General features: G+C 47.4%; 22 protein-coding genes and 2 pseudogenes. 8 read left to right on the forward strand and 16 right to left on the reverse strand.

The features are described from left to right. Positions 1 to 197: 197 nt before the first annotated feature. The gene (gene cotNH / locus G4P54_RS16490) at positions 198 to 1,214 is read right to left on the reverse strand and encodes a spore coat-associated protein CotNH (protein WP_167873251.1); all 1,017 of its coding nucleotides are present in this window, start codon (positions 1,212 to 1,214) and stop codon (positions 198 to 200) included. A 153-nt stretch (positions 1,215 to 1,367) separates the two neighbouring features. On the opposite strand from cotNH, the gene G4P54_RS16495 reads away from it, so the two are divergent. After that, on the forward strand, positions 1,368 to 1,868 hold the full coding sequence (locus G4P54_RS16495) for a phosphatidylglycerophosphatase A family protein (protein WP_024713659.1): 501 nt from the start codon (positions 1,368 to 1,370) through the stop codon (positions 1,866 to 1,868). 26 nt (positions 1,869 to 1,894) lie between these two features. On the opposite strand, the gene nucF is transcribed toward G4P54_RS16495, so the two are convergent. From nucF to G4P54_RS16510, 3 genes are read right to left on the reverse strand one after another with little or no spacing between them, the layout of a single operon-like run. Then, complete coding sequence (gene nucF / locus G4P54_RS16500; RefSeq protein WP_167873252.1) at positions 1,895 to 2,665, reverse strand: 5' nucleotidase NucF; 771 nt, start codon at positions 2,663 to 2,665, stop codon at positions 1,895 to 1,897. A gap of 28 nt (positions 2,666 to 2,693) precedes the next feature. Continuing rightward, a complete protein-coding gene (locus tag G4P54_RS16505) occupies positions 2,694 to 3,128 on the reverse strand; it encodes a DUF86 domain-containing protein (protein ID WP_167873253.1) in 435 nt (144 codons plus the stop codon). 23 nt (positions 3,129 to 3,151) lie between these two features. Beyond that, positions 3,152 to 3,427 carry a YutD family protein gene (locus tag G4P54_RS16510; protein WP_024713656.1) on the reverse strand — a complete coding sequence of 92 codons (276 nt, stop codon included), beginning with the start codon at positions 3,425 to 3,427 and terminating at the stop codon, positions 3,152 to 3,154. 113 nt (positions 3,428 to 3,540) lie between these two features. Between G4P54_RS16510 and G4P54_RS16515 the strand changes: the two genes are divergently transcribed. Beyond that, entirely contained in the window at positions 3,541 to 4,167 is a 627-nt protein-coding gene (locus tag G4P54_RS16515; protein ID WP_167873254.1) for a YhcN/YlaJ family sporulation lipoprotein, read from the forward strand. Between the two features lie 15 nt (positions 4,168 to 4,182). Here the strand turns inward: G4P54_RS16515 and lipA are convergent, their stop codons facing one another. Then, positions 4,183 to 5,079, reverse strand: a complete 897-nt coding sequence (gene lipA / locus G4P54_RS16520; RefSeq protein WP_003222888.1) for a lipoyl synthase — start codon at positions 5,077 to 5,079, stop codon at positions 4,183 to 4,185. 225 nt (positions 5,080 to 5,304) lie between these two features. Between lipA and lytH the strand changes: the two genes are divergently transcribed. Then, positions 5,305 to 6,285 (forward strand): L-Ala--D-Glu endopeptidase, encoded by a 981-nt coding sequence (lytH, locus tag G4P54_RS16525; RefSeq protein ID WP_167873255.1) that lies wholly within the window; start codon positions 5,305 to 5,307, stop codon positions 6,283 to 6,285. Between the two features lie 28 nt (positions 6,286 to 6,313). Here lytH and yunB read toward each other — a convergent pair whose 3' ends face one another. The 7 genes from yunB to G4P54_RS16560 all read right to left on the reverse strand — a co-directional run bounded on the left by yunB (position 6,314) and on the right by G4P54_RS16560 (position 12,444). Then, complete coding sequence (gene yunB, locus G4P54_RS16530) at positions 6,314 to 7,081, reverse strand: sporulation protein YunB (RefSeq protein WP_167873256.1); 768 nt, start codon at positions 7,079 to 7,081, stop codon at positions 6,314 to 6,316. 71 nt (positions 7,082 to 7,152) lie between these two features. Next, on the reverse strand, positions 7,153 to 7,458 hold the full coding sequence (locus G4P54_RS16535; protein WP_024713652.1) for a YunC family protein: 306 nt from the start codon (positions 7,456 to 7,458) through the stop codon (positions 7,153 to 7,155). A 63-nt stretch (positions 7,459 to 7,521) separates the two neighbouring features. Continuing rightward, a complete protein-coding gene (locus tag G4P54_RS16540; RefSeq protein WP_024713651.1) occupies positions 7,522 to 8,910 on the reverse strand; it encodes a bifunctional metallophosphatase/5'-nucleotidase in 1,389 nt (462 codons plus the stop codon). 19 nt (positions 8,911 to 8,929) lie between these two features. Then, the gene (locus G4P54_RS16545) at positions 8,930 to 9,751 is read right to left on the reverse strand and encodes a sulfite exporter TauE/SafE family protein (protein ID WP_167873257.1); all 822 of its coding nucleotides are present in this window, start codon (positions 9,749 to 9,751) and stop codon (positions 8,930 to 8,932) included. 17 nt (positions 9,752 to 9,768) lie between these two features. Continuing rightward, positions 9,769 to 10,617 carry a DUF72 domain-containing protein gene (locus G4P54_RS16550; protein WP_167873899.1) on the reverse strand — a complete coding sequence of 283 codons (849 nt, stop codon included), beginning with the start codon at positions 10,615 to 10,617 and terminating at the stop codon, positions 9,769 to 9,771. A gap of 37 nt (positions 10,618 to 10,654) precedes the next feature. Then, a complete protein-coding gene (locus G4P54_RS16555) occupies positions 10,655 to 11,002 on the reverse strand; it encodes a YunG family protein (protein WP_024713648.1) in 348 nt (115 codons plus the stop codon). A gap of 98 nt (positions 11,003 to 11,100) precedes the next feature. Beyond that, complete coding sequence (locus G4P54_RS16560) at positions 11,101 to 12,444, reverse strand: allantoinase (protein WP_167873258.1); 1,344 nt, start codon at positions 12,442 to 12,444, stop codon at positions 11,101 to 11,103. 174 nt (positions 12,445 to 12,618) lie between these two features. Here G4P54_RS16560 and pucR point away from each other — a divergent pair, with 174 nt between their 5' ends. The 5 genes from pucR to uraH all read left to right on the forward strand — a co-directional run bounded on the left by pucR (position 12,619) and on the right by uraH (position 18,851). Next, positions 12,619 to 14,214 (forward strand): purine catabolism transcriptional regulator PucR, encoded by a 1,596-nt coding sequence (pucR, locus tag G4P54_RS16565; protein ID WP_167873259.1) that lies wholly within the window; start codon positions 12,619 to 12,621, stop codon positions 14,212 to 14,214. A 145-nt stretch (positions 14,215 to 14,359) separates the two neighbouring features. Next, a complete protein-coding gene (locus G4P54_RS16570; RefSeq protein WP_167873900.1) occupies positions 14,360 to 15,709 on the forward strand; it encodes a nucleobase:cation symporter-2 family protein in 1,350 nt (449 codons plus the stop codon). A gap of 5 nt (positions 15,710 to 15,714) precedes the next feature. After that, positions 15,715 to 17,007, forward strand: coding sequence for a nucleobase:cation symporter-2 family protein (locus G4P54_RS16575; protein ID WP_167873260.1), 1,293 nt, complete (start codon positions 15,715 to 15,717; stop codon positions 17,005 to 17,007). Between the two features lie 12 nt (positions 17,008 to 17,019). Beyond that, positions 17,020 to 18,504 (forward strand): factor-independent urate hydroxylase, encoded by a 1,485-nt coding sequence (gene pucL, locus G4P54_RS16580; RefSeq protein WP_167873261.1) that lies wholly within the window; start codon positions 17,020 to 17,022, stop codon positions 18,502 to 18,504. Further along, a complete protein-coding gene (uraH, locus tag G4P54_RS16585; RefSeq protein ID WP_167873262.1) occupies positions 18,504 to 18,851 on the forward strand; it encodes a hydroxyisourate hydrolase in 348 nt (115 codons plus the stop codon). The genes pucL and uraH overlap by 1 nt, the downstream gene beginning before the upstream one ends. Positions 18,852 to 18,924: 73 nt before the next feature. Here uraH and G4P54_RS16590 read toward each other — a convergent pair whose 3' ends face one another. From G4P54_RS16590 to G4P54_RS21690, 4 genes and pseudogenes are all read right to left on the reverse strand, one after another. Continuing rightward, complete coding sequence (locus tag G4P54_RS16590) at positions 18,925 to 19,617, reverse strand: aspartate/glutamate racemase family protein (protein WP_167873263.1); 693 nt, start codon at positions 19,615 to 19,617, stop codon at positions 18,925 to 18,927. A gap of 135 nt (positions 19,618 to 19,752) precedes the next feature. Continuing rightward, a pseudogene (locus G4P54_RS16595) lies at positions 19,753 to 19,925 on the reverse strand (2Fe-2S iron-sulfur cluster-binding protein); the annotation flags it as partial. 27 nt (positions 19,926 to 19,952) lie between these two features. Next, positions 19,953 to 20,156 (reverse strand): annotated as a pseudogene (locus G4P54_RS16600) (hypothetical protein); the annotation flags it as partial. 61 nt (positions 20,157 to 20,217) lie between these two features. After that, positions 20,218 to 20,316 carry a hypothetical protein gene (locus G4P54_RS21690; protein ID WP_420809518.1) on the reverse strand — a complete coding sequence of 33 codons (99 nt, stop codon included), beginning with the start codon at positions 20,314 to 20,316 and terminating at the stop codon, positions 20,218 to 20,220. Between the last annotated feature and the right edge of the window lie 15 nt (positions 20,317 to 20,331).

Consider the following 20,331-nt stretch of genomic DNA (forward strand, 5'->3'; position numbering starts at 1 on the left):
AACTCCACCTTTCTTTTAATTGTCCTCTTCAAAAGGACAATTGTTAACTCAACACAGACATATAAGTTACAAACATTATATAAGCCCGCTCCTGTTTTGACAAGACAGCAATCGGCTGAATTTTATGAATGTAAACGCTTAACACATTGATATGACAAGATTCATTATTTTCTAATTATTTTTGTCAGATTTTCTCCTCACCCTGGACTTCCTTTGCCGAGCCAGTTCACGCGTGGAACAAACAGCTTCTGTGCACGCATATTCATGAATTCCTGCGCTGTATTGAGAAATTGCTCATAGCGGCCGCAGTCGTCAAGAATGAAGTCAAGCTGCTCTTCACAATAATGCTTTTCTGATTCTGGTGACATGTAGTAGCTTTCCACGATTTCAAAATAATGAAGCGGAAAGAGCAGACGGCTGTACAGAAGACGTTTTGAAAACGAAGACAGCGGCGTGATTTGCTCGTATTCCTGTAAAAAGTGAAAGCCCTGCTGATGAAAATCTTGTCTGTGATGCAAAAACGTATGCCTCATATATTCAGCCAGATCGCGTGAGGCATGGTCAAATACCCAATCAGCCGGAATCCTGATCAAAGATTCGGGTGACCATGTATGTCTTTCCATCCGCTGATGGCATATCGTTCCTGAATCAACGGCTTGAGGCTTGTCATCCAGCTCAGTGTCCACTAAATATTGTATCGCGTTTTCTGACAGCCCCACATAATATGGAAAGGACTCAATCATTTTTTTATCGAATGGCTCGTGCGGAGGCGTATGAACCTTTCGCTGCAAAAACACCTCCAGCTGATCAATACGTTTCCCCCACAGGTCCTTCCACTGGCCGATTCTTCCGGCTGCCTTCACTTCATACGGATATCCGCGGCCTTTTCGGTGAAATTCCGCAAGCTCCTGCCCAATGGAAAACGCCCGGCTTGAATACGGAGGTGCCGCCTTCAGCAGAGCATATGTTTTTTCTTCATGTTCAAATGTAAGCTCACCTTCTTTTGTAAAGATAAAAACAGAAACGTATGGGTCACTTTGTTCTTGTAAATACTGACTCATGTAATAAAGCTCCGACAGTTCGGTATCAGAGAATTGGGAAACGGGGACAATCAGAAAGAATGAATTTGGCGTCTGAAAGCATTGATATGTGTGCTGGTACATGGAAAGCTGCCTGATGTGAATACCGTATTTTTCTTTTATTGTACCTTTCACATAGATCACCTGCCTGTAGAATTAGGGCTCATCACATCGTAGTCATACACAGCCGGAATTATGAATACATATTTCATCCGACGAAGCGCAAGAAAAAGTCGTAAACATCTCAAACATTTTGTATAAACTAGTAAAAAAGATTGGGTGAAGCTGATGTCAGAAAACGAACAAATCAGTCAGATGGAAGCAAAAGCAAGAGCACGGATGAAGGAGCGCGGCGTTGAGGTATCAGACATTGCCGAGCTTGTCTTTTTTCTACAGAAAAAATATCATCCGGATTTAACCATTGATGAATGCACGCTGAACGTCAATCGTGTTCTCGCAAAACGTGAGGTGCAAAACGCGATTTTAACAGGCATTGAGTTGGATGTCCTCGCCGAGCAGAAAAAACTGTCTGAACCGCTGCAAACGATACTGGAAACAGATGAAAGCCTATATGGAGTAGATGAGATTCTGGCATTTTCCATCGTGAACATTTACGGATCGATCGGGTTTACGAACTACGGTTACATCGACAAAGAAAAACCCGGAATCCTTAACCATTTGAATGATAAATCAACAGGCGAATGCCACACCTTTTTAGATGATATTGTCGGAGCGATTTCCGCCGCGGCCTCAAGCAGGCTCGCACACCGCGCACGGCATACAGAATAAGGGCACCCTTTTGGGGCGCCCTTATTTTATATGTATGGAATCCATTCAGTCAGCGAGTCAATCGCATGAGTCGGTTTTTCCATGTCGTCTGTCATATGCTCTCTTTTCGTTACGCCTGTGTGAACGAGCAGCGTATCCATACCGGCGTTAATGCCGGCCATAATGTCCGTCGCGTAGTTGTCGCCGACCATGAGTGTTTCCGACACATCCGTGCCGAGAACGCGCATCGCCTGCTCCATGATAATCGATTCCGGCTTGCCGATAAATACCGGCTGTACGCCTGTCGATACGGTTAAAACAGATGTCAGTGAACCGTTTCCAGGCAGAAGGCCTCTTTCAGTCGGTATCGCAATATCTCCGTTAGTGGAAATAAAACGGGCGCCATTTCTGATTGCCAGGCAGCCGACAGCAAATTTTTCGTATGTAATGGAACGGTCAATCCCAACTACGACAAAATCCGCGTTTTCGCCGCCAAACGCCAGGCCGTTTTCTTCAATTGCCTGGCGGATGCCTTCTTCCCCGATCACATATACAGACGCGTCTTTTTTCTGCTGGGCGATATGCTGGGCAGTCGCCATGCTGGTCGTGAAGACCTGCTCTTCTGTTGCCGGAATATCAAAAGACATGAGCTTGTCCGCCACCTGCTTCGGTGTGCGCGAAGAATTGTTTGTCACGAAAAGATAAGGAACGCCGCGATCTTTCAGCGTCCTGACAAATTCACAAGCTTCCTCGATTTTTTCCGTGCCATTGTACATCGTTCCGTCTAAATCAATTAAGTACCCTTTATATGTTTTCAATTCCAACACTCCTGTGGGTTTCCAGTTTTTATTTAAACGCGGAAACAGGGCCAAGCTCTGTTTCTAAGTAGCTTTTGATCCGTTGCGGGAAGTCCTGAAGAGCTGTCTGATGCGCTTTGATCAGCCTGTAAAGCTCTGCGCTGTCAGCGAGAAGGTACTGCTGAACCAATGTTTTGCGGTAGGCAATCAACTTCTTGAGCTCTGTCCCCTCTTGTTCCGTGACAACTTTTTCATCAACTAGTATGTCCATAATGTCATCATAGCTGCCCGGGTCCCGCATAATAAAACCGTCAATCATGTCATTTCCTGTATCCAGAATGCATTCGATTAGCAAATGGCCTATACGCTGAAGCGCCAGTCCCCCGATTTCAGACTGCCAGTCTGTTTGTGAGTTAAATAGCGCCAGCTGGTGCTCAAAGAACCCGAGTGTTTGCTCGATCTTGTTTCTGTCAACAAAATACATGACAGCATCCCCTTTGTGTATGTTTATTTTCTGATCCGTTTCAAGACAAAATACGCACAGCCGAAATTGCAGTATTCGTAAATGTATTCATCTAATGTACTGATTTTCGTTTCGAAGGTTGCCTTTTGATTCTGGTCGTCAAAGAAGCCCTTGAGCCTGAGCTGACTGTATCCCCAGTCCCCCACAATATAATCGTATTTATTTAAAATATCGGAATAGCGGGCTTTAAAAGCCTCTTCGTTGAAGCCGTCTTTAAAATTGTGCACCAATTCAAATTCGGCATTTTGAATAAGAATCATGATCTCACCTCTTTTTCACTCATTCCTATCATAATTCATTGCCCCGTCCCCATCAATTGCTAAAGAATAAATCATGCGATTTGGCTACCCTACACATGAGGAGGGATTGATAAATGAAACGAACTGCTGTCAGCCTCTGCCTGCTGGCCGGGCTTTTATCCGGGTGCGGAAGCGCTGGATTTGATGATGCCCAAAATGTCCGGAATCAGACGCAGAATCAAACCAAGCCCATTCATGTTTCTGACCGCAACGAGGCTTTTAACAGGCATGATGAGAACGGACAATTTGGCTATGTCCGCTATCAAAAAGAACAATTTGACGGCGAACAGCAAAAAACACCGGTGATGAACCGGGAAGAAACCGCTCACATGATATCAAGTGTAACGGTTCAGCTCCCCCATATTCAAGATGCTGCAACATTGGTGACCGACCGGGAAGCGCTTGTCGTATACAAAACCGATTCCAGCAACCGCAGCCTGACCGCCGATCAGGTGAAGAAAACAGCGGCTTCTGTGATCCCGCGATACTATCATGTGTATATTTCGGATAACCCAAACCATATGCAGTCGATCGAAAATTACAGCAATCTCGGCACCGGTTCAAGGGATATCAGAGAAATGATGTCGGGGACGATTCAAGAAATGAAAACCTCCCCGCAAGGAAGCCCTGTCTCAGAGAACGAAAATGCCAATGGGGAAACCCGTCAGGACATCAATAGGAATGACAAAAACGCCAGATGATCTGGCGTTTTGGCATTATGCTTGTGCTTGGCGCTTTTTAGATGCTTCGTTCACCTGTTCATCCGCATGGTAAGAGGAACGGACAAGCGGGCCGGCTTCGCAGTGGCTGAAGCCTTTTTGCATCGCGATTTCCTTTAACTCTGCAAATTCATCAGGGTGATAGTATTTTTGGACTTTCAAGTGTTTTTTCGTCGGCTGCAGATATTGGCCGATCGCCATAATATCCACGTTGTTTGCCAAGAGGTCGTCCATCACTTCAATAATTTCTTCTTTCGTTTCGCCGAGTCCGATCATGATGCTTGATTTTGTCGGGATGTCAGGCTGCATTTCCTTCGCACGGCGCAAAAATTCAAGCGAACGGTCGTACGTCGCGCGCGCGCGGACTCTTGGCGTCAAGCGGCGAACCGTTTCGATATTGTGATTCAGGATGTCTGGGCGTGTATCCATTAAGGTTTTCAGGTTATCATAGTTACCGCCCATGTCAGACGGCAGCACCTCAATTGTTGTGAACGGGCTTTTTCTGCGGATCGCTCGGACAGTTTCCGCGAAAATGCCTGCCCCTCCGTCTTTCTGGTCGTCACGCGCAACAGCCGTGATGACCGCGTGTTTTAGATTCATAAGTGCGACAGAATCCGCTACGCGTTCAGGCTCTTGCAGGTCAAGCTCAGTTGGAAGGCCTGTTTTGACAGCACAGAAACGGCATGCTCTTGTACAAACAGAACCTAAAATCATAAATGTCGCTGTACGTCTGACAGCCCAGCATTCATGAATATTCGGACATTTTGCTTCTTCGCATACGGTGTGCAGGTTATTTTCCCGCATGAGTTTTTTGAGCCCTGTATAGTTTTCATTTGTATTTAATTTGATTTTGAGCCATTCGGGCTTTCTGAGGTGTTCGTCTTTCTTTGCCAATTCCCATCATCTCCAATATCCAATATACTCAATTTCTGACACGAAACATTCTGAAAACGAGAAAGGTATTTCTGCAATAAAAATAATGTTTTTCTAACTAAAGAAAGTCTTTTCTTTAGACACTTTAACATAGGAAAAATTTCTCGACAAGGGAAGATCATTACTGACATTTTTAAGCCGGCTTGCCGCAAACTATGTGTATTCAATATGAAAGGAGATTATTTTGTGAAAGTTTTGTTATCCGCTCTTCTTCTCCTTTTGTTTGCGTTTGAGCCTTATGCGTCTGGAAAAGAGCTTTCAGATCCAGTGCTGTCGAAACGGATGGAATTATATCATAAAATCGAGGCTGTGACGCAGATTCCCTGGTACGCTCTCGCCGCAGTAGATCAATACGAGGAAAATGTGCGGAGCAACCGAAAAGATCTGCCTGACAAGGCTGGAATCATCAGCATCTATATACCGGATGAAGTCTGGAGCGGGCCTGAAAACCCGAATCCGAAGGACGATGCGCCGTTAAGCATTAAAGTGTTTGACGGTATCGGCATGGATGGTGATGGAGACGGGAAAGCCGAGGTCAGCAATGATGAAGATATTTTGTATACGTTCAGCCAATACTTGCTTTCGTATGGCACAGATGAGAACAACATCCGCATCGGGCTTTGGAAATATTACCGACGTGATCAGACAGTGGGGATCATTTCTGAATTTATGAAGCTGTTTAAAGCCTACGGTCATATTGATTTAGGCGAGCATGCGTTTCCGCTTCCGATCAGAACCGATTACAGCTACCGCAGCACATGGGGAGATGCACGCGGCTTCGGGGGAAGGCGCATTCATGAAGGCACGGATATCTTTGCCCGTTACGGCCTTCCTGTCAGATCCACCTGCTACGGCGTAGTTGAAATGAAGGGCTGGAACCGCTTCGGAGGATGGAGAATCGGCATTAGAGACATCAACAATACGTATCATTATTTTGCCCATCTCAATGGGTTTGCCAAAGGGATTAAAGCAGGACAAATCGTTGAGCCCGGCCAAGTGCTCGGTTCCGTCGGCAGCTCCGGATACGGCCCCCCGGGAACCGCTGGGAAGTTCCCGCCGCATCTTCACTACGGGATGTACAAAGATAACGGGAAAACCGAATGGTCGTTTGATCCATACCCGCATTTGAGGGCGTGGGAGCGGTATGAATATAAAAAAAAGAAATAACGAAAAAGCCGCCTCTTCGACAGGCGGCTTATTTGCTGCTTTTTTCATTTTTTGAATCGGCGCTGTCCTCTTCTTTGCCGCTCGGAAGCTGGACAGAAGGCGTGACACCTGAACCGCCGCTTCCGTTATAAAACTGCGGCACTTCGCCCTGAACGGCTTTAATTGATACAGGAACATTATTTGTGACGACAGCGGTTTTGCTTGCGAACGGAATGATAACCTTCACTTTAATTTCAACAAAGATGCTGATATCGATAAGTGCATTATTTATGCCATACGGCTTGATTTTTGTTTTGACATCTGTAAAAGCGTCTCCGATTAAATTGAACCGAACCGGGATTTTCGGCCCGAGGTTTCCAAGAAGACTGTTCCCTGTCACCTGTCCCAGCGGAATATTGATCATGATATTTTCACTGGCGCCGCTGTGTCCGGTATGGGTTTCCATCTCTTTCAGATGAGCCTGAAGCTGTTTTGTCACTTTTGTTTTCACGCTGTTTACAACCTGTGTATTAAAATCGATTGTCGTTAAATTTCCGTTTTCATCAGAATTCATTTGAAACATATCTTTCATATTTTCACTGTCAGACATATAATCCTCTATCGAATCCTGGATTACCTCTGTCGCCACACGCTTCGTTTCCATCTCGCCGATGCTCATTAAAACAGGTTTAATCGAGCCATTGATCATCCAAAGGCTGACTGTAGTTGACAGGATAAAAAAGACAGCTGACAAGAGCAGCACGTAACGGAAAGGCAAAGGTCCTCTCTTGCGAAAAGGGCCGCGATATCTTGGCAAGAAAATCCCCCCTTACATATCACAATGTATGCTTGTAAGAGGGGACATAGTAATAGCCGGGCCAAATTATTTTATTTCACCATTTTCAAAAGCGCGTCTCTGCCGCTCATGCCGGCATGAATGCCGAGATCTTCCGCGGCGTATGTGACGGATTCTAAAGGTGCGTCTAACAGCTGGTCAATAGTGCGCACACCGACTGCGCGCCCCGCCACAATGCCCCGTTCCTTTAATTTTTCATTCAGCAGTGCCACATCAAGCGCACCGCACATAATGTATCCGTGATCATTTGCGACAGCCATAAAATTCGTTTTCGGAAGCTTCACTGTCACTGCTGTAAAAGGCTGTCCTTCTATCATGATTGGTGTCAGATTTACCACGTCAACCACTCCCTTCCTTCATCACTTTATGATGAAGGGCACAGTTGTTGTGGGCTGACCTCTTTATTGCGCAAGCTTCCAAGCAAGCAGATCCCGCAAAAACTCCGGCATGAAATATTCTTTTTCCGCGGCGTCGCGGATGATCGGAAACATCCTGCCGAGTGTAAACATGTCTAGCACCGCAACGGAGTATTGCTTATGTTTTTCAATCTCTTCCCCGTTCAGCGTAATCCGTGTGACATGCGTGATTCCGTCATCCAGCCGTTTCGTTTCGACATCTACACCCGCATACACCATTTTTCCCATTACTTCTCCGCGGAAGCCGAGCCCTTTGATGCGGAGCTGTTCGATTTTTTCGGAAGCGGCATGAACAATGGTCTCTTTCAGTTCTTCTCCCGTCAGGCAAACCGCCACCGGATTAATCGGATGAGGACAGATGCGATGCAGATCCAGCTTCGTCACAGGACCCGCTTTCAGCGGACCGAGAATGACACCTGAATTGACCATACTGATATCCGTCCCGCACCATTCCTTTAACGCGTACGCCAACAGCAAAGGCAGCTCTGATTCTTCAAACCACTTTACCTCAGCATCTTGAGCAAGCTCGGCAACGGCATCGGACAGCTTCTCCTCGGCTTCATGTTCTTTTTCATTGAGAAATGCTTTTGTTTCTGCGGATTCCCCTGTCCATTCCGCCATGTTCTGCACAGATGCTGTTTTGCTGATAATGCTTCGCTGAATGCTGTCCACCGTGATTTCTACACAGCCGACATAATGCCCGTATTTTTCAGCGCTGGCAAGTAAAACACCGTTAACCACTTGTCCGTCTTCAAGCAAATGATGGGTGTGCGATTCAAGAATGACATCAATCTCAGGCACCGCTTCAGCCATTTCCTGATCATCAAGAATGCCTAAATGCGACAGCAAAACGATGATGTCAGCCTGCCCTTTCACTTCCTGAATGGTTTCCTTTACGCTCTCAAAAGCATCGGTTACTGTCCATCCCAGCTTGTCATAAACGGGATAATACGGCACAGTTACGCCTAAGAAAGCAATGGTCATGCCGTTTTTCAATGTTCTGATATGGTAAGGAACCGCCCAGGACGGACGGTTTCCGTTTTTGTCATACAGATTGGAGACGATAACGGGAAATTCAGCATGATCATATAAGGCTGCGAGTTCTTCATGCGGAAGCGTAATCCCTTCGTTATTGCCGATTGCCGCTCCATCAATGTGAAGACGGTTTAAGAGATCGACATTCGCTTTTCCGAAAGTCGCCTCTGTCACGAATTGAAAACGATCAAGATGATCGCCAATATCAAAAACGAGCGTCTCTTCGCTGTCTGACTGATGCTCTTTTCGTTTCTGCTCGATATAATCTACAATTTTCGGCCAGTTTTCAAAATGGCTGTGCAAATCATTTGTATGATATAAGCGGAGCTTCTCCTTCATATTATCTCTCCCTAATCGTTCAGCTGAATATGCCTTCATAAATGAGCTGGCAGCCGATCAAAATCAATACGATCCGCATGATCATGACGATCGTTTTCGTCTGCATTTTTCTGTTGATGGCGGCGCCAAGCTTTCCGCCGAACCAAGCGCCGGGCACAAGCGCGAGGGCGTACAGCCAATTGACGTGCCCGGAAATAATATGTGAAACAGACCCTGTCATAGAGGACAGGAAAATAATAAACATGGACGTTGCCACTGCAACCTTCGGAGGGAACAGGAATAACAGCATCATTGCAGGAACCATCAGCGATCCGCCGCCTATTCCGAAAAGCCCGCCTAAAAAGCCGACAACAAAGGCGATCGCAATGCCGACAGGAGCCTGATATGAATACGTATAAGGATCACCGGCATCATCCTGAAATGTCCGGATAATGCCTTTGTGCGCTTTGTTGATCGGCCGGGCTTTCGCTTTCAGCATTAAGGATAATGAAATCAGGATCATAAAAATGCCAAACCAAACGGAAAACGAGCTTGAATTGAACAGCTTTGACACGTAAGCCCCGATCATGCTGCCGGGGCCTGAGCCGATAAAGAAAATGAGCCCGCTCTTATAATCAACGGTTTTATATTTAATATAGGCCAAAGTTGAAGAAAGACCCGTAAAAATAATGACCAAAAGCGAAGTTCCAATCGCGACCTGGGGCGTCACATCCTGAAACAGCGGCGTCACTGTGCTTAAAAACATCAGAGACGGCACGATAACAATTCCGCCGCCAAGCCCAATCAGACTTCCTACCGTACCTGCGATTAATCCCAGTACGGCCAAAATCACAAACGACATTAGTAAAAACCTCTTTTCTAAAATAAATCGAGCTGTCTCGGCCCAAGTCCGCTGTACTCGATATCAAGCAGTTCAAGCATCTGCTTGCCGTTATCCGCGGCGTCTCCGCCGGAATTGTTGTTGAACAGGACAAAAACATCCTTACATTGCTGCTGCAGCTCATTCAGGTGCTTTTTCCAATCTGTCAGCTCCTGCTGATTGTAGCGGTATAAGTACCTGACCTCACGCCAGTTTTTCCCGCCATCAGGCTTCATCCAGCCCTGCTTGTTGCGCCCGTGAAACCTGACGAGCGTTTTGTTTTCATCGGTGGCGCGCAGCACAGTCGGAACGCTGCCTTCTCCGATTTGCGGTTCATCACAAACACTGTGAATCCAGCCTTCCGCCTTCATAAACGAAAGCGTCTGCTCGTAAAATGGCGGCGAAAACCAGGAACGATTTCTGAATTCAAGCGCACATGGAATATCTCCCATTTGGTGTTTGCACCATCTCAAATAAGCGACATTCTCCTTCTTGCAGTCAAACCACGGCGGAAATTGGAACAGCACCATGGCGAGCTTATTGCTATGTAAATATGGCGTTAACGACACCTTAAACGCGTCAAACATCTCCTCTTTTGAGTCAAAGGGGATTTCGCCGCGCTGATGCCCCGTCATGCCCTGATACGCTTTCACGATAAATTGGAAGGTTTCCGGCGTTTCCTTCACCCACTTTTCATTATTGCGCGCCGGCTGAATCGCGTAAAAGCTCGCGTCTAACTCCACGATCGGAAAATGGGAGGAATAGGCCTGCAATTTTTTCTGGCTGGCCGTTTTCGGCGGATAGATGCTGTCATGATCCCCCCATCCCGTCAGTCCGATATAAATCACAATCATTCACCTCTCTTCCAGTTTATCACACGTGTTTTCAGGTTTCCTCGGAAATGCTGTTCATATGGCGGGAAAATGCTGAACGAAGATGCTGGTATTGTTCCTCATTTGTATCTAAAAACGCCTCTTCTCTTGAGGAAGGAATATGCAGGTATTCAATCGGCGCCTGAAACTGTTCACTCGTAAAGTCATAGATCACACCGTTGATGCAGTTATAAAAATGCCAGCTCTCACCGACCTTTGTTTTAAAAATGGCGCCGCCGAGTTGATCCTGAATCACCAATGCCGTCACACCGCATTGGCCGCATGACGGGCATTCTTCCGTCCATTTAGAACTCGTATGGCGCGACCAGGATTGCTTCAGTATGTATTTAACATGTTCCATTGCCTCCGCCTCCTTTTTAAAAAAGATACCACGTTGATAAAATTTTAAAAACAAGAACGGCGGAAATCAAAAAAACCGGCGGTTAAAAACCGCCGGGATTACGAAGGAACGACCAGCGCTCCGTCAATGCCTATTTCTGCTTTCTCTCCGCCACTGTACACACACCGGCCTTTGCTGTAAGTGGCCGAAATGCGGCAGGGAAATGTATGCCCTTCGTAAAGGCTTAGCTTATGCTTTGCAAACATCGATTCTCTTGTGACAGTGTACGGCTCCATGCTGACGAGAACAAAATCCGCATCACCCCCCGCTTCCAGCCGCCCTTTTTTGTGAAGGCCGAATCGTTTCGCAGGTGCCGCCGCTGTCCATTCAGCGATGGTTTCAAACGAAATCTGGTGTTCAAGCGCGAGTTCAAGCATGCCTAATAAAGTGAACTGCCCGCCGCTGATTCCGCCCCATGATAGAAACAGGTTATCCTCCCGCTTCAAGGATGGGCGGCAAGGGGAATGGTCTGAGGAAACTATGTCAATGTCCCCGGCAATGAGCGTCTCGATCAAGGCTTCCTGCGACTCCCGCGGCCGAAGCGGAGGCGCGCATTTCGCGACAGAACCCTTTTCCCGTAAATCGTCATGGCTGAACAAGACATAATGCGGGCATGTTTCGACCGAAACATCAAGCCCCTCCTGTTTCGCCTCTCTGATCAGCCGAACCGCTTTCGCCGTACTGATATGAACAAAATGCACCGGGCACCCTGTCACCCTCGCATACTGAAGCGTGCGATACACCGCTTCAGCTTCTGCTTCCTCCGGGCGGGAGGCGGCGTACGCATCCGCATTCACCTTTCCTTTATTGGCCAAAACCATCTGCAAATAGCTTGTGATCGCGTCGCTCTCGGCGTGAAGAGCGAGGATTTTTCCTGCAGCCGCGATTTCCGCCATGCCTTTGAGCAAGGTTCGTTCATCAACAGAGCGGAACTCATCTGTGCCTGATCTTGATAAAAATGCTTTAAATCCGATCGCCCCCGCTTCTGCCATTGGACGGATGTCATCGATATGGCCGGGCACAAGTCCGCCCCATAGCGCAAAATCCACGACTGATTTTTGCCTGCCCAGTTCAGCTTTTGCGAGAAGATGCTCTGCCGTCACGGTCGATGGAATGCAATTGAGCGGCATATCAAAATAGGTGGTGCAGCCGCCTGCCGCCATCATCTGCGAACCTGTTTCAATCCCCTCCCAGTCCTCTCTGCCCGGTTCATTGAAATGAACATGGCAGTCTATCACACCGGGAAACACGTATTTTCCGTCTGCCTTGACCATCGTCGCCCCGCTTGCTTCAATGGCCGAACCAATCTCGGCAATGATGCCGTTTTGGACTGCAATATCAGATTCTTTCACACCATCTGGCGTAACTGCCTTCGCACCTTTTATCACCATATCGTAAGCCATTATGATACCCCCATGTCAGGTTGACGATTTTTCATGTCAGTTTATGTAACACAATTCATTCTATTTTCAACAGTTTACTGCTACTATGATCGTATTACATCAGCAAAACCGCTAGAATTCCTATTGAAAATTATTCATCTTAACCAATGTTTTTATAGAAAAGGAGAATGCGCTATGAATATTTTTGATGTGATGAAAATACCGGCTTTTGAAAACGCCCATTTAATCGCTGGAAAAGCAGGAGGGGAAAGAGAGGTTCAGCATGTCAATATGATGGACGCTCCGGATATCGCAGACTTTCTGCATAAGAATGAATTGCTCGTCACCACCGCGTATCACCTGAAGGATCACCCGCACCAGTTATCTGAATTGATTCGGCAAATGGCAAAACGCGGCTGCGCGGGCCTCGGCATTAAAACAAAGCGCTACTTGGAGGATATCCCGAAAGAAATCATCGAACTGGCCGATTCATACGCGTTTCCGATCATTGAGCTGCCGGAGCACATCCGCCTCGGGGATATTGTGAATGCAACACTCAGCCACATTCTCGATATGCGGTCTAACGAGCTGCAGCAAGCCATTTACGCGCACAAAAAATTCACAAACCATATTATGAGCGGCAAAGGGCTGCAATCTCTCCTCAAAAAGGTCTCAGACCTCCTTCAGCTACCTGTGCTGCTGCTTGACCAGCATGCCAAAATGCTGTCTGCGTCCCATCAGATTTCATTTGAGACCGAAAAGCTGAAAAGCACTCTGAATACCGTATCCGGTCCGTTTTTCACTTGTTTCTGTACGATTCCGGATCAGAAAACGTATTCCGTCCTTCCTATTTATAATCACGAAAAAAATTGCGGCTATCTGCTGATACCGGACATGGTGCAGGCCGGCGACAAAGGATTGATTCTCACGATTGAGCAAGCGGCCAACGTGATTTCCTTTGAACTGCTGAAAGAAAATGCGCTGAAGCAATTCAGCAGGCGTGCGCGCAATGAGTTTTTCAGCAATTTTATTGAGCGCTCATTTTCTTCAAACGATGAAATCAAAAACCGGGCGAAGGAATTCAAGCTGCGCTGGGATCAAAAATACATGTGCATCGCCGGCAAACTTGACCGGAATGACGAATCAATCAGCTTTACAGAAAATCAGCTCGCCTCCGACGGCGTCTTCGACTTTCTTGAAGGTGAATTATCAGCCTTCCCGTTTCCGCCTCACCTTTTTATAAAAGGAAATGTCGGCATTATTCTGATCGAGGCGACAGACAGCTGGAGTGAAATGCACGCATCGGTGATCAGCTTTTTAGAGCAGTTTCAATCACAGATCAGAGCTCAATTTAAACGGACGGTGTCCTTTGGCATCAGCAATATATGCCAAAAGCTCATTGACGTTCCCGACGCGTTCACCGAAGCTTCAGACGCTTTGCAATCAGGGCATTTGTCTAGAAGCACCGCGTTTATCCAGGTGTATCACGCAAAAGATGTGCCTGAGCTCCTCCGCCTGCTCCCGGTTGAGGATTTGAAGAAATTTTACAACTCCACGCTTCAAAGCCTCGCTGAAAAACAGCAGGAGGATCAAAGCCTGCTTCATACGCTGTCTGTCTATTTAGAGACACACTGCCAAATTTCCGAGACGGCAAAGCGTCTGTACGTTCATCGCAATACGGTCATCTACCGCCTTGAAAAATGTGAGGAGCTGCTGGGCAAAAGCTTAAAAGACCCTGAAACGACAATGCGTTTGCGGCTTGCTTTACGGATGCAGCGGTTAATCAGCTAATATCCGTCACATAATCTTACGAATTAAATCGTTTTTCGTCACTTCCAGCAATAACACCTGTCTTTTTCAGCTACAGTAGCCAATGACACCCGACAGTTCGCACGCTATCATGTTACTAAAGTTCACATGAAAAGGAGGGACTATGGTGAAACAACGATCGTTTGCGGTGTTTTCTCTTGGCCTTCAGCATGTGCTGGCCATGTATGCAGGTGCGATTTTAGTGCCCCTGCTTGTCGGCAGGGCGCTGAATGTAACCTCTGAACAGCTGTCTTACCTGTTGGCGATTGACCTGTTAACGTGCGGCATCGCGACGCTTTTGCAGACCTTGCGCGGCGCATACATCGGCATCGGTCTTCCCGTCATGCTCGGCAGTTCATTTGTGGCCGTCACCCCGATGATTTCAATCGGCACGAATTACGGCATTCACGCCATTTACGGCTCCATCATCGCTGCTGGTGTGTTTATCTTTCTGTTTGCGCGATTTTTCGGCAAGCTGACCGTGTTATTTCCTTCTGTCGTAACAGGAACCGTTGTCACCTTAATCGGCCTTTCACTTGTTCCGACAGGTGTGAAAAATATGGCTGGCGGCGAAAAAATAAACGGCGGCGCCAACCCCGAATACGGTTCGCTCGAAAACCTTCTCCTCTCTGTCGGCGTCCTTGTCCTGATCTTAGTTCTCAACCGCTTTCTCAAAGGATTTGCCCGAACGCTGTCCGTTCTAATTGGAATCGCCGCCGGGACAGCGGCAGCAGCGATCATGGGAAAAGTCAGTTTTTCCGCTGTCGCTGAAGCCCCGTTCTTCCAAATCCCGAGGCCGTTTTACTTCGGAGCCCCTTCCTTTGAAATCGGCCCGGTCTTAACGATGCTGATCGTCGGAATGGTCATTATCGTCGAATCGACCGGCGTTTTCTACGCAATCGGTAAGATATGCGGCAGATCTTTAACCGAAAAAGATCTTGTCAAAGGCTACCGGGCGGAAGGAATCGCCATTCTCATCGGCGGATTGTTCAACGCCTTCCCTTATAACACCTTTGCGCAAAACGCCGGCTTATTGCAGCTGACGAAAGTCAAAACAAGAAACATCGTCGTTACCGCAGGCTGTATCCTTGTCTGTCTCGGGCTGATACCGAAGATTGCCGCCCTTGCTTCTGCCGTGCCTGCAGCAGTGCTCGGCGGCGCGACCGTTGTCATGTTCGGCATGGTGATTGCCTCAGGCGTCAAAATGCTCAGCGCAGCGGATCTCAAAAACCAATACCACCTCTTGACCATCGCATGTTCAATCGCACTCGGCATCGGCGCCAGCACGGTCCCCGGGATTTTTGCTGAATTCCCCGCTCCAATCAGAATTCTGGTCAGTGACGGCACCATCACCGGCAGCCTGACCGCCATCTTTTTGAATCTATTTTTCAGCCTGCGCGGCAAAAAAGAAAAAACAACACAGAAAACTGAACTTCCGGCATTAGATCATACACTCGCATTAGAAAAAGAGGTGTAAAAAAGATGAAGGAATATCGCAATGCCTTTCAGCTGATGATGCTCGGGCTTCAGCATATGCTTGCCATGTATGCGGGAGCCATTCTCGTTCCGCTGATCGTCGGAGCAGCGATCGGGCTGAATCCGGGTCAGCTCACGTATTTAATCGCGATCGATTTGTTCATGTGCGGGGCGGCGACTCTTTTGCAGCTGTGGAAAAATCGGTTTTTCGGCATCGGCCTCCCTGTTGTGCTCGGATGTACGTTTACCGCAGTCGGCCCGATGATTTCCATCGGCGGCACGTACGGTGTCTCAGCCATATACGGTGCCATTATCGCCGCAGGGCTGATTATCGTCTTAGCCGCGGGCTTCTTTGGAAAGCTTGTCCGTTTTTTTCCGCCTGTTGTGACCGGCTCAGTCGTCATGATTATCGGCATCAGCCTGATTCCGACAGCAATGAATAACCTGGCCGGAGGCGATGGAAGCAAAGACTTCGGGTCATTGGACAACGTGCTTCTCGGGTTTGGCGTCACGGCTTTTATCTTATTGCTGTTTTATTTCTTTAAAGGCTTTATCCGCTCCATTGCGGTTTTGCTCGGCCTTATCGCAGGTACAGCGGCCGCATTCTTCATGGGAAAGGTCGATTTTTCTGATGTCATGGAGGCGTCCTGGCTTCATGTTCCGTCTCTGTTTTATTTCGGCATGCCGACCTTCGAGCTGCCGGCTGTGGTGACGATGCTGCTCGTTGCGATTGTCAGTCTGGTCGAATCGACAGGTGTTTACTTTGCGCTTGCCGATATCACAAACCGCAGGCTGTCGGAGCAGGATCTGGAAAAGGGCTACCGGGCGGAGGGCTTTGCAATTATGCTTGGCGGCTTATTTAACGCGTTTCCCTATACCGCTTTCTCGCAAAATGTCGGTATTGTCCAGCTATCAAAAATGAAAAGTGTTAACGTCATCGCCGTCACGGGAATGATGCTGATGGCAATCGGACTGGTTCCAAAAGCCGCTGCACTGACAACAGTGATTCCAACCCCCGTTCTCGGCGGCGCGATGATCGTCATGTTCGGCATGGTCATTTCTTACGGGATCAAAATGCTTTCCAGCGTTGATCTCGACTCGCAAGGCAATCTGCTGATTATTGCCGCTTCCGTCAGCTTAGGGCTTGGCGCAACGACAGTTCCCGCGTTGTTTTCCTCTCTTCCGGGAGCGGCTTCAGTATTGGCAGGAAGCGGAATTGTGATCGGCAGTTTGACGGCAATTGCATTGCACGCTTTTTTTCAAACCAAGCAGCCGGATCACGCTGAAATAAAAACGTAAAGGAAGATGCCAATGTTCACGATGGATGACCTGAATCAAATGGAAAGACACACACTGACAGACACGCTGGGATCTATTTTCGAACACTCTTCATGGATTGCCGAGGAAGCGGCGGCGTTGCGCCCGTTTTCTTCTCTTTCTGATCTTCACCGCAAAATGGCCGGCATTGTAAAAGCCGCGGACCGGCAGACGCAGCTTGATTTAATCAACAAGCATCCCAGACTCGGAACAAAGAACATAATGAGTGATGCCTCAGTAAGCGAGCAGCGAAACGCAGGGCTCAGCGAACTTGAACAAGAGGAATACGAGGAATTTCTCAAGCTGAATGAACATTATGATGAACGCTTCGGTTTTCCTTTTATTTTAGCGGTAAAGGGAAAAACGAAACAGGACATTCACCGATCCCTAGTGAAAAGGCTCGAGAACGAACAGGAAACCGAGTTCCAGCAAGCCCTTATCGAAATTTACCGCATCGCCCGCTTTCGGCTGGCGGATATCATAACTGAAAAAGGAGAGACGCAAATGAAAAGAACCATGTCTTACGGCAAAGGAAATGTATTTGCATACCGAACGTTTTTAAAGCCGCTCACAGGAGTAAAGCAAATTCCAGAGTCATCTTTTTCAGGGAGAGACAATACCGTTGTCGGCGTTGATGTGACATGTGAAATTGGCGGGGATGCCTTCCTGCCGTCATTTATAGACGGGGATAACACCCTCGTTGTGGCTACAGACTCAATGAAAAACTTTATTCAGCGCCATCTCGCTTCCTATGAAGGGACAACAATTGAGGGGTTCATACACGATGTGGCTCACCGATTTTTAAATACGTATTCTCATATGGACACGATTGCTCTGACAGGCGAAGAGATTCCATTTGAAGCAATGCCCGCATACGGGGCGCAAGAGCTCCGCACAAGCCAGCTCGTTTTCAGAAGATCGCGCAATGAACGGGCTCGGTCTGTGCTGAAAGCGGAACGAACCGGAGATACTATAACGATTAAGGAGCAATACAGTGAAATCATAGATCTCCAGCTCGTCAAGGTGAGCGGCAACTCTTTCGTCGGCTTTATTCGCGATGAATATACGACTCTCCCCGAAGACGGCAACCGCCCGCTGTTTGTCCATCTAAACATCGGCTGGCATTACGAAAACACAAATGACGCATACGCTTCTGATCCAGCCCGCTACGTCGCGGCTGAACAGGTCCGCGACTTGGCAAGCGCCGTTTTTCACGAGCTTGAAACCCCTTCAATCCAAAATTTAATCTATCATATCGGCTGCAGAATTTTAACGAGATTCCCGCAGCTCACTGATGTCAGCTTCCAATCTCAAAATCACACATGGGACACAGTCGTTGAGGAAATCCCGGGGTCCAAAGGAAAAGTCTACACCGAACCGCGCCCGCCATTCGGCTTCCAGCGCTTTACCGTGACAAGAGAAGACGCCGAGAAAGAAAAACAGAAAGCCGATGAAGCCTTAGGGAGCCTGAAAGCCTGATGGGAAAGCTGACAACCCATATCTTGGATTTAACCTGCGGCAAACCCGCGGCGAACGTAAAAATTGAATTGAAGCGGCTGGACGGCGGAAGCCTTTTGACAGAGGCATTCACCAACGCTGACGGTCGAGTCGATGCGCCGCTTCTCGCAGGGGAGGAGCTGGTGCCCGGAGAATATGTCATAGAATTTCATGCAGGAGAGTATTTTGCGAGCAACAACATAAATACAGCCGATCAGCCGTTTTTAACCATCGTCACCATCCGCTTTCAGCTTGCAGATTCAGATGCAAATTACCATATCCCGCTTTTGCTGTCGCCGTTTGGTTATCAGGTGTATAGGGGGAGTTAAAAAGGAAGCCCGCCGGTGAGGCGGGCTTCTCCAAAGTATGTCTTACACTCTTTTCACTTGGCAGCATACACAGCTACAAGGAAAGAGATGTATTCACTGCTGTTTGAGCATGGATGAAAGCTGTATCAAATAATGGCACTTCAGAGTCCTCTGCTTTTACTAGTAATCCAATTTCAGTACATCCGAGAATAATCCCTTCTGCACCTCGATCCACCAAATGATTGATAATCTTCTTATACATGTTTTTAGACGACTGTTTGATTTCGCCTAAACACAGCTCCTGATAAATAATATGATTGATTACTTCTCTTTCCTCATCAGCAGGCACAATGACATTGATATTGTGAGACTCAATACGTGATTTATAAAAATCTTGTTCCATCGTATACTTCGTTCCAAGTAAACCTACTGAACGAATACCTTGTCTCGTGATTTGATCGGCAGTTGCATCTGCAATATGTAAAATAGGGATAGTGATCATTTGCTGGATATAGCCAATCACTTTATGCATAGTATTTGTACATATGACGATAAAGTCTGCGCCGGCTTTTTCTAATGACCTCGCGGCTTTCCCTAAAGCAAAACCTGCTTTATCCCAAGCCCCATCTGACTGATAGTGTTCAATCTCCTTAAAATCGACACTGTACAAAACGCATTTTGCAGAATGCAGCCCTCCTAGTTTCTTTTTTATCTCCTCATTGATCACTCGATAATACTCAGCCGAAGATTCCCAACTCATTCCGCCAATAAGGCCGATCGTTTTCATAAGTCCACCCCTGATTTCTTTCAGAATATAATCAATTATTCTAAAGTATAGATTAATCTAATACAACGATTTAATTTTCAGAAAATTGCCTGCGAGGAAAATATCCCGAAGTCTTCTAGATACTAAAAGTCCGCTTGTCATGCACGCATTGGCAAGCTTCCCGTCTATTAGGATGGCGCATGCTCCGCAGCGGCCGGTTCTGCAGGAAACCTTTGTTCCGGTCAGCTGAATTTCCTTTCTAAGCAGGTCACTTAGACGATTCATAGGAATGTCTTCCATTTCACACACTCCTGACCATTTACGATCATTCGGAATTGTTTCTGTTTCAAAGGAATTGAAATTGGCAGCTTGTTTCCCCAGCAGCCGACCGCATCGTGCACAGCTTTACAATGGCCGCGCGGAGTTGGCGATCGTTCCGATTTCGCCAACTCCGCGCGGCCAATTTTGTCTCCCTTCATTACGTCTTCTATTGCGATGACCTTCGCGTTAGGAACATCTTTGACGCCGGGGATCAAATGGTGATCGAGATTTTCCGCCGTCCACAGGGTCTCCGGTTGTTTGAAAGGAATTACTTTTTTTAAAACACAAAAAAAGAACCTATCAAAGATAAGCTCTCTCTGTGATTTTTAATGGTCGAGGCAACCCTTGTTCCCAAGTTATATATTCTTTTCTTCTCAAAGCATCCAGCAGCCCTTGCATTGGACTCGGTGAGGT

The sequence above is a fragment of the Bacillus tequilensis genome (genome assembly GCF_012225885.1).
Classification (GTDB): domain Bacteria; phylum Bacillota; class Bacilli; order Bacillales; family Bacillaceae; genus Bacillus; species Bacillus tequilensis.

Coding starts and splice junctions, on each gene's coding strand:
- G4P54_RS16555 (WP_024713648.1), bottom strand. CDS start 11,002: ATGGAACATGTTAAATACATACTGAAGCAATCCTGGTCGCGCCATACG.
- G4P54_RS16575 (WP_167873260.1), top strand. CDS start 15,715: ATGAAGGAATATCGCAATGCCTTTCAGCTGATGATGCTCGGGCTTCAG.
- G4P54_RS16545 (WP_167873257.1), bottom strand. CDS start 9,751: ATGTCGTTTGTGATTTTGGCCGTACTGGGATTAATCGCAGGTACGGTA.
- G4P54_RS21690 (WP_420809518.1), bottom strand. CDS start 20,316: ATGCAAGGGCTGCTGGATGCTTTGAGAAGAAAAGAATATATAACTTGG.
- G4P54_RS16495 (WP_024713659.1), top strand. CDS start 1,368: ATGTCAGAAAACGAACAAATCAGTCAGATGGAAGCAAAAGCAAGAGCA.
- G4P54_RS16505 (WP_167873253.1), bottom strand. CDS start 3,128: ATGTATTTTGTTGACAGAAACAAGATCGAGCAAACACTCGGGTTCTTT.
- G4P54_RS16510 (WP_024713656.1), bottom strand. CDS start 3,427: ATGATTCTTATTCAAAATGCCGAATTTGAATTGGTGCACAATTTTAAA.
- pucR (WP_167873259.1), top strand. CDS start 12,619: ATGAATATTTTTGATGTGATGAAAATACCGGCTTTTGAAAACGCCCAT.
- G4P54_RS16560 (WP_167873258.1), bottom strand. CDS start 12,444: ATGGCTTACGATATGGTGATAAAAGGTGCGAAGGCAGTTACGCCAGAT.
- G4P54_RS16515 (WP_167873254.1), top strand. CDS start 3,541: ATGAAACGAACTGCTGTCAGCCTCTGCCTGCTGGCCGGGCTTTTATCC.
- G4P54_RS16590 (WP_167873263.1), bottom strand. CDS start 19,617: ATGAAAACGATCGGCCTTATTGGCGGAATGAGTTGGGAATCTTCGGCT.
- pucL (WP_167873261.1), top strand. CDS start 17,020: ATGTTCACGATGGATGACCTGAATCAAATGGAAAGACACACACTGACA.
- uraH (WP_167873262.1), top strand. CDS start 18,504: ATGGGAAAGCTGACAACCCATATCTTGGATTTAACCTGCGGCAAACCC.
- G4P54_RS16540 (WP_024713651.1), bottom strand. CDS start 8,910: ATGAAGGAGAAGCTCCGCTTATATCATACAAATGATTTGCACAGCCAT.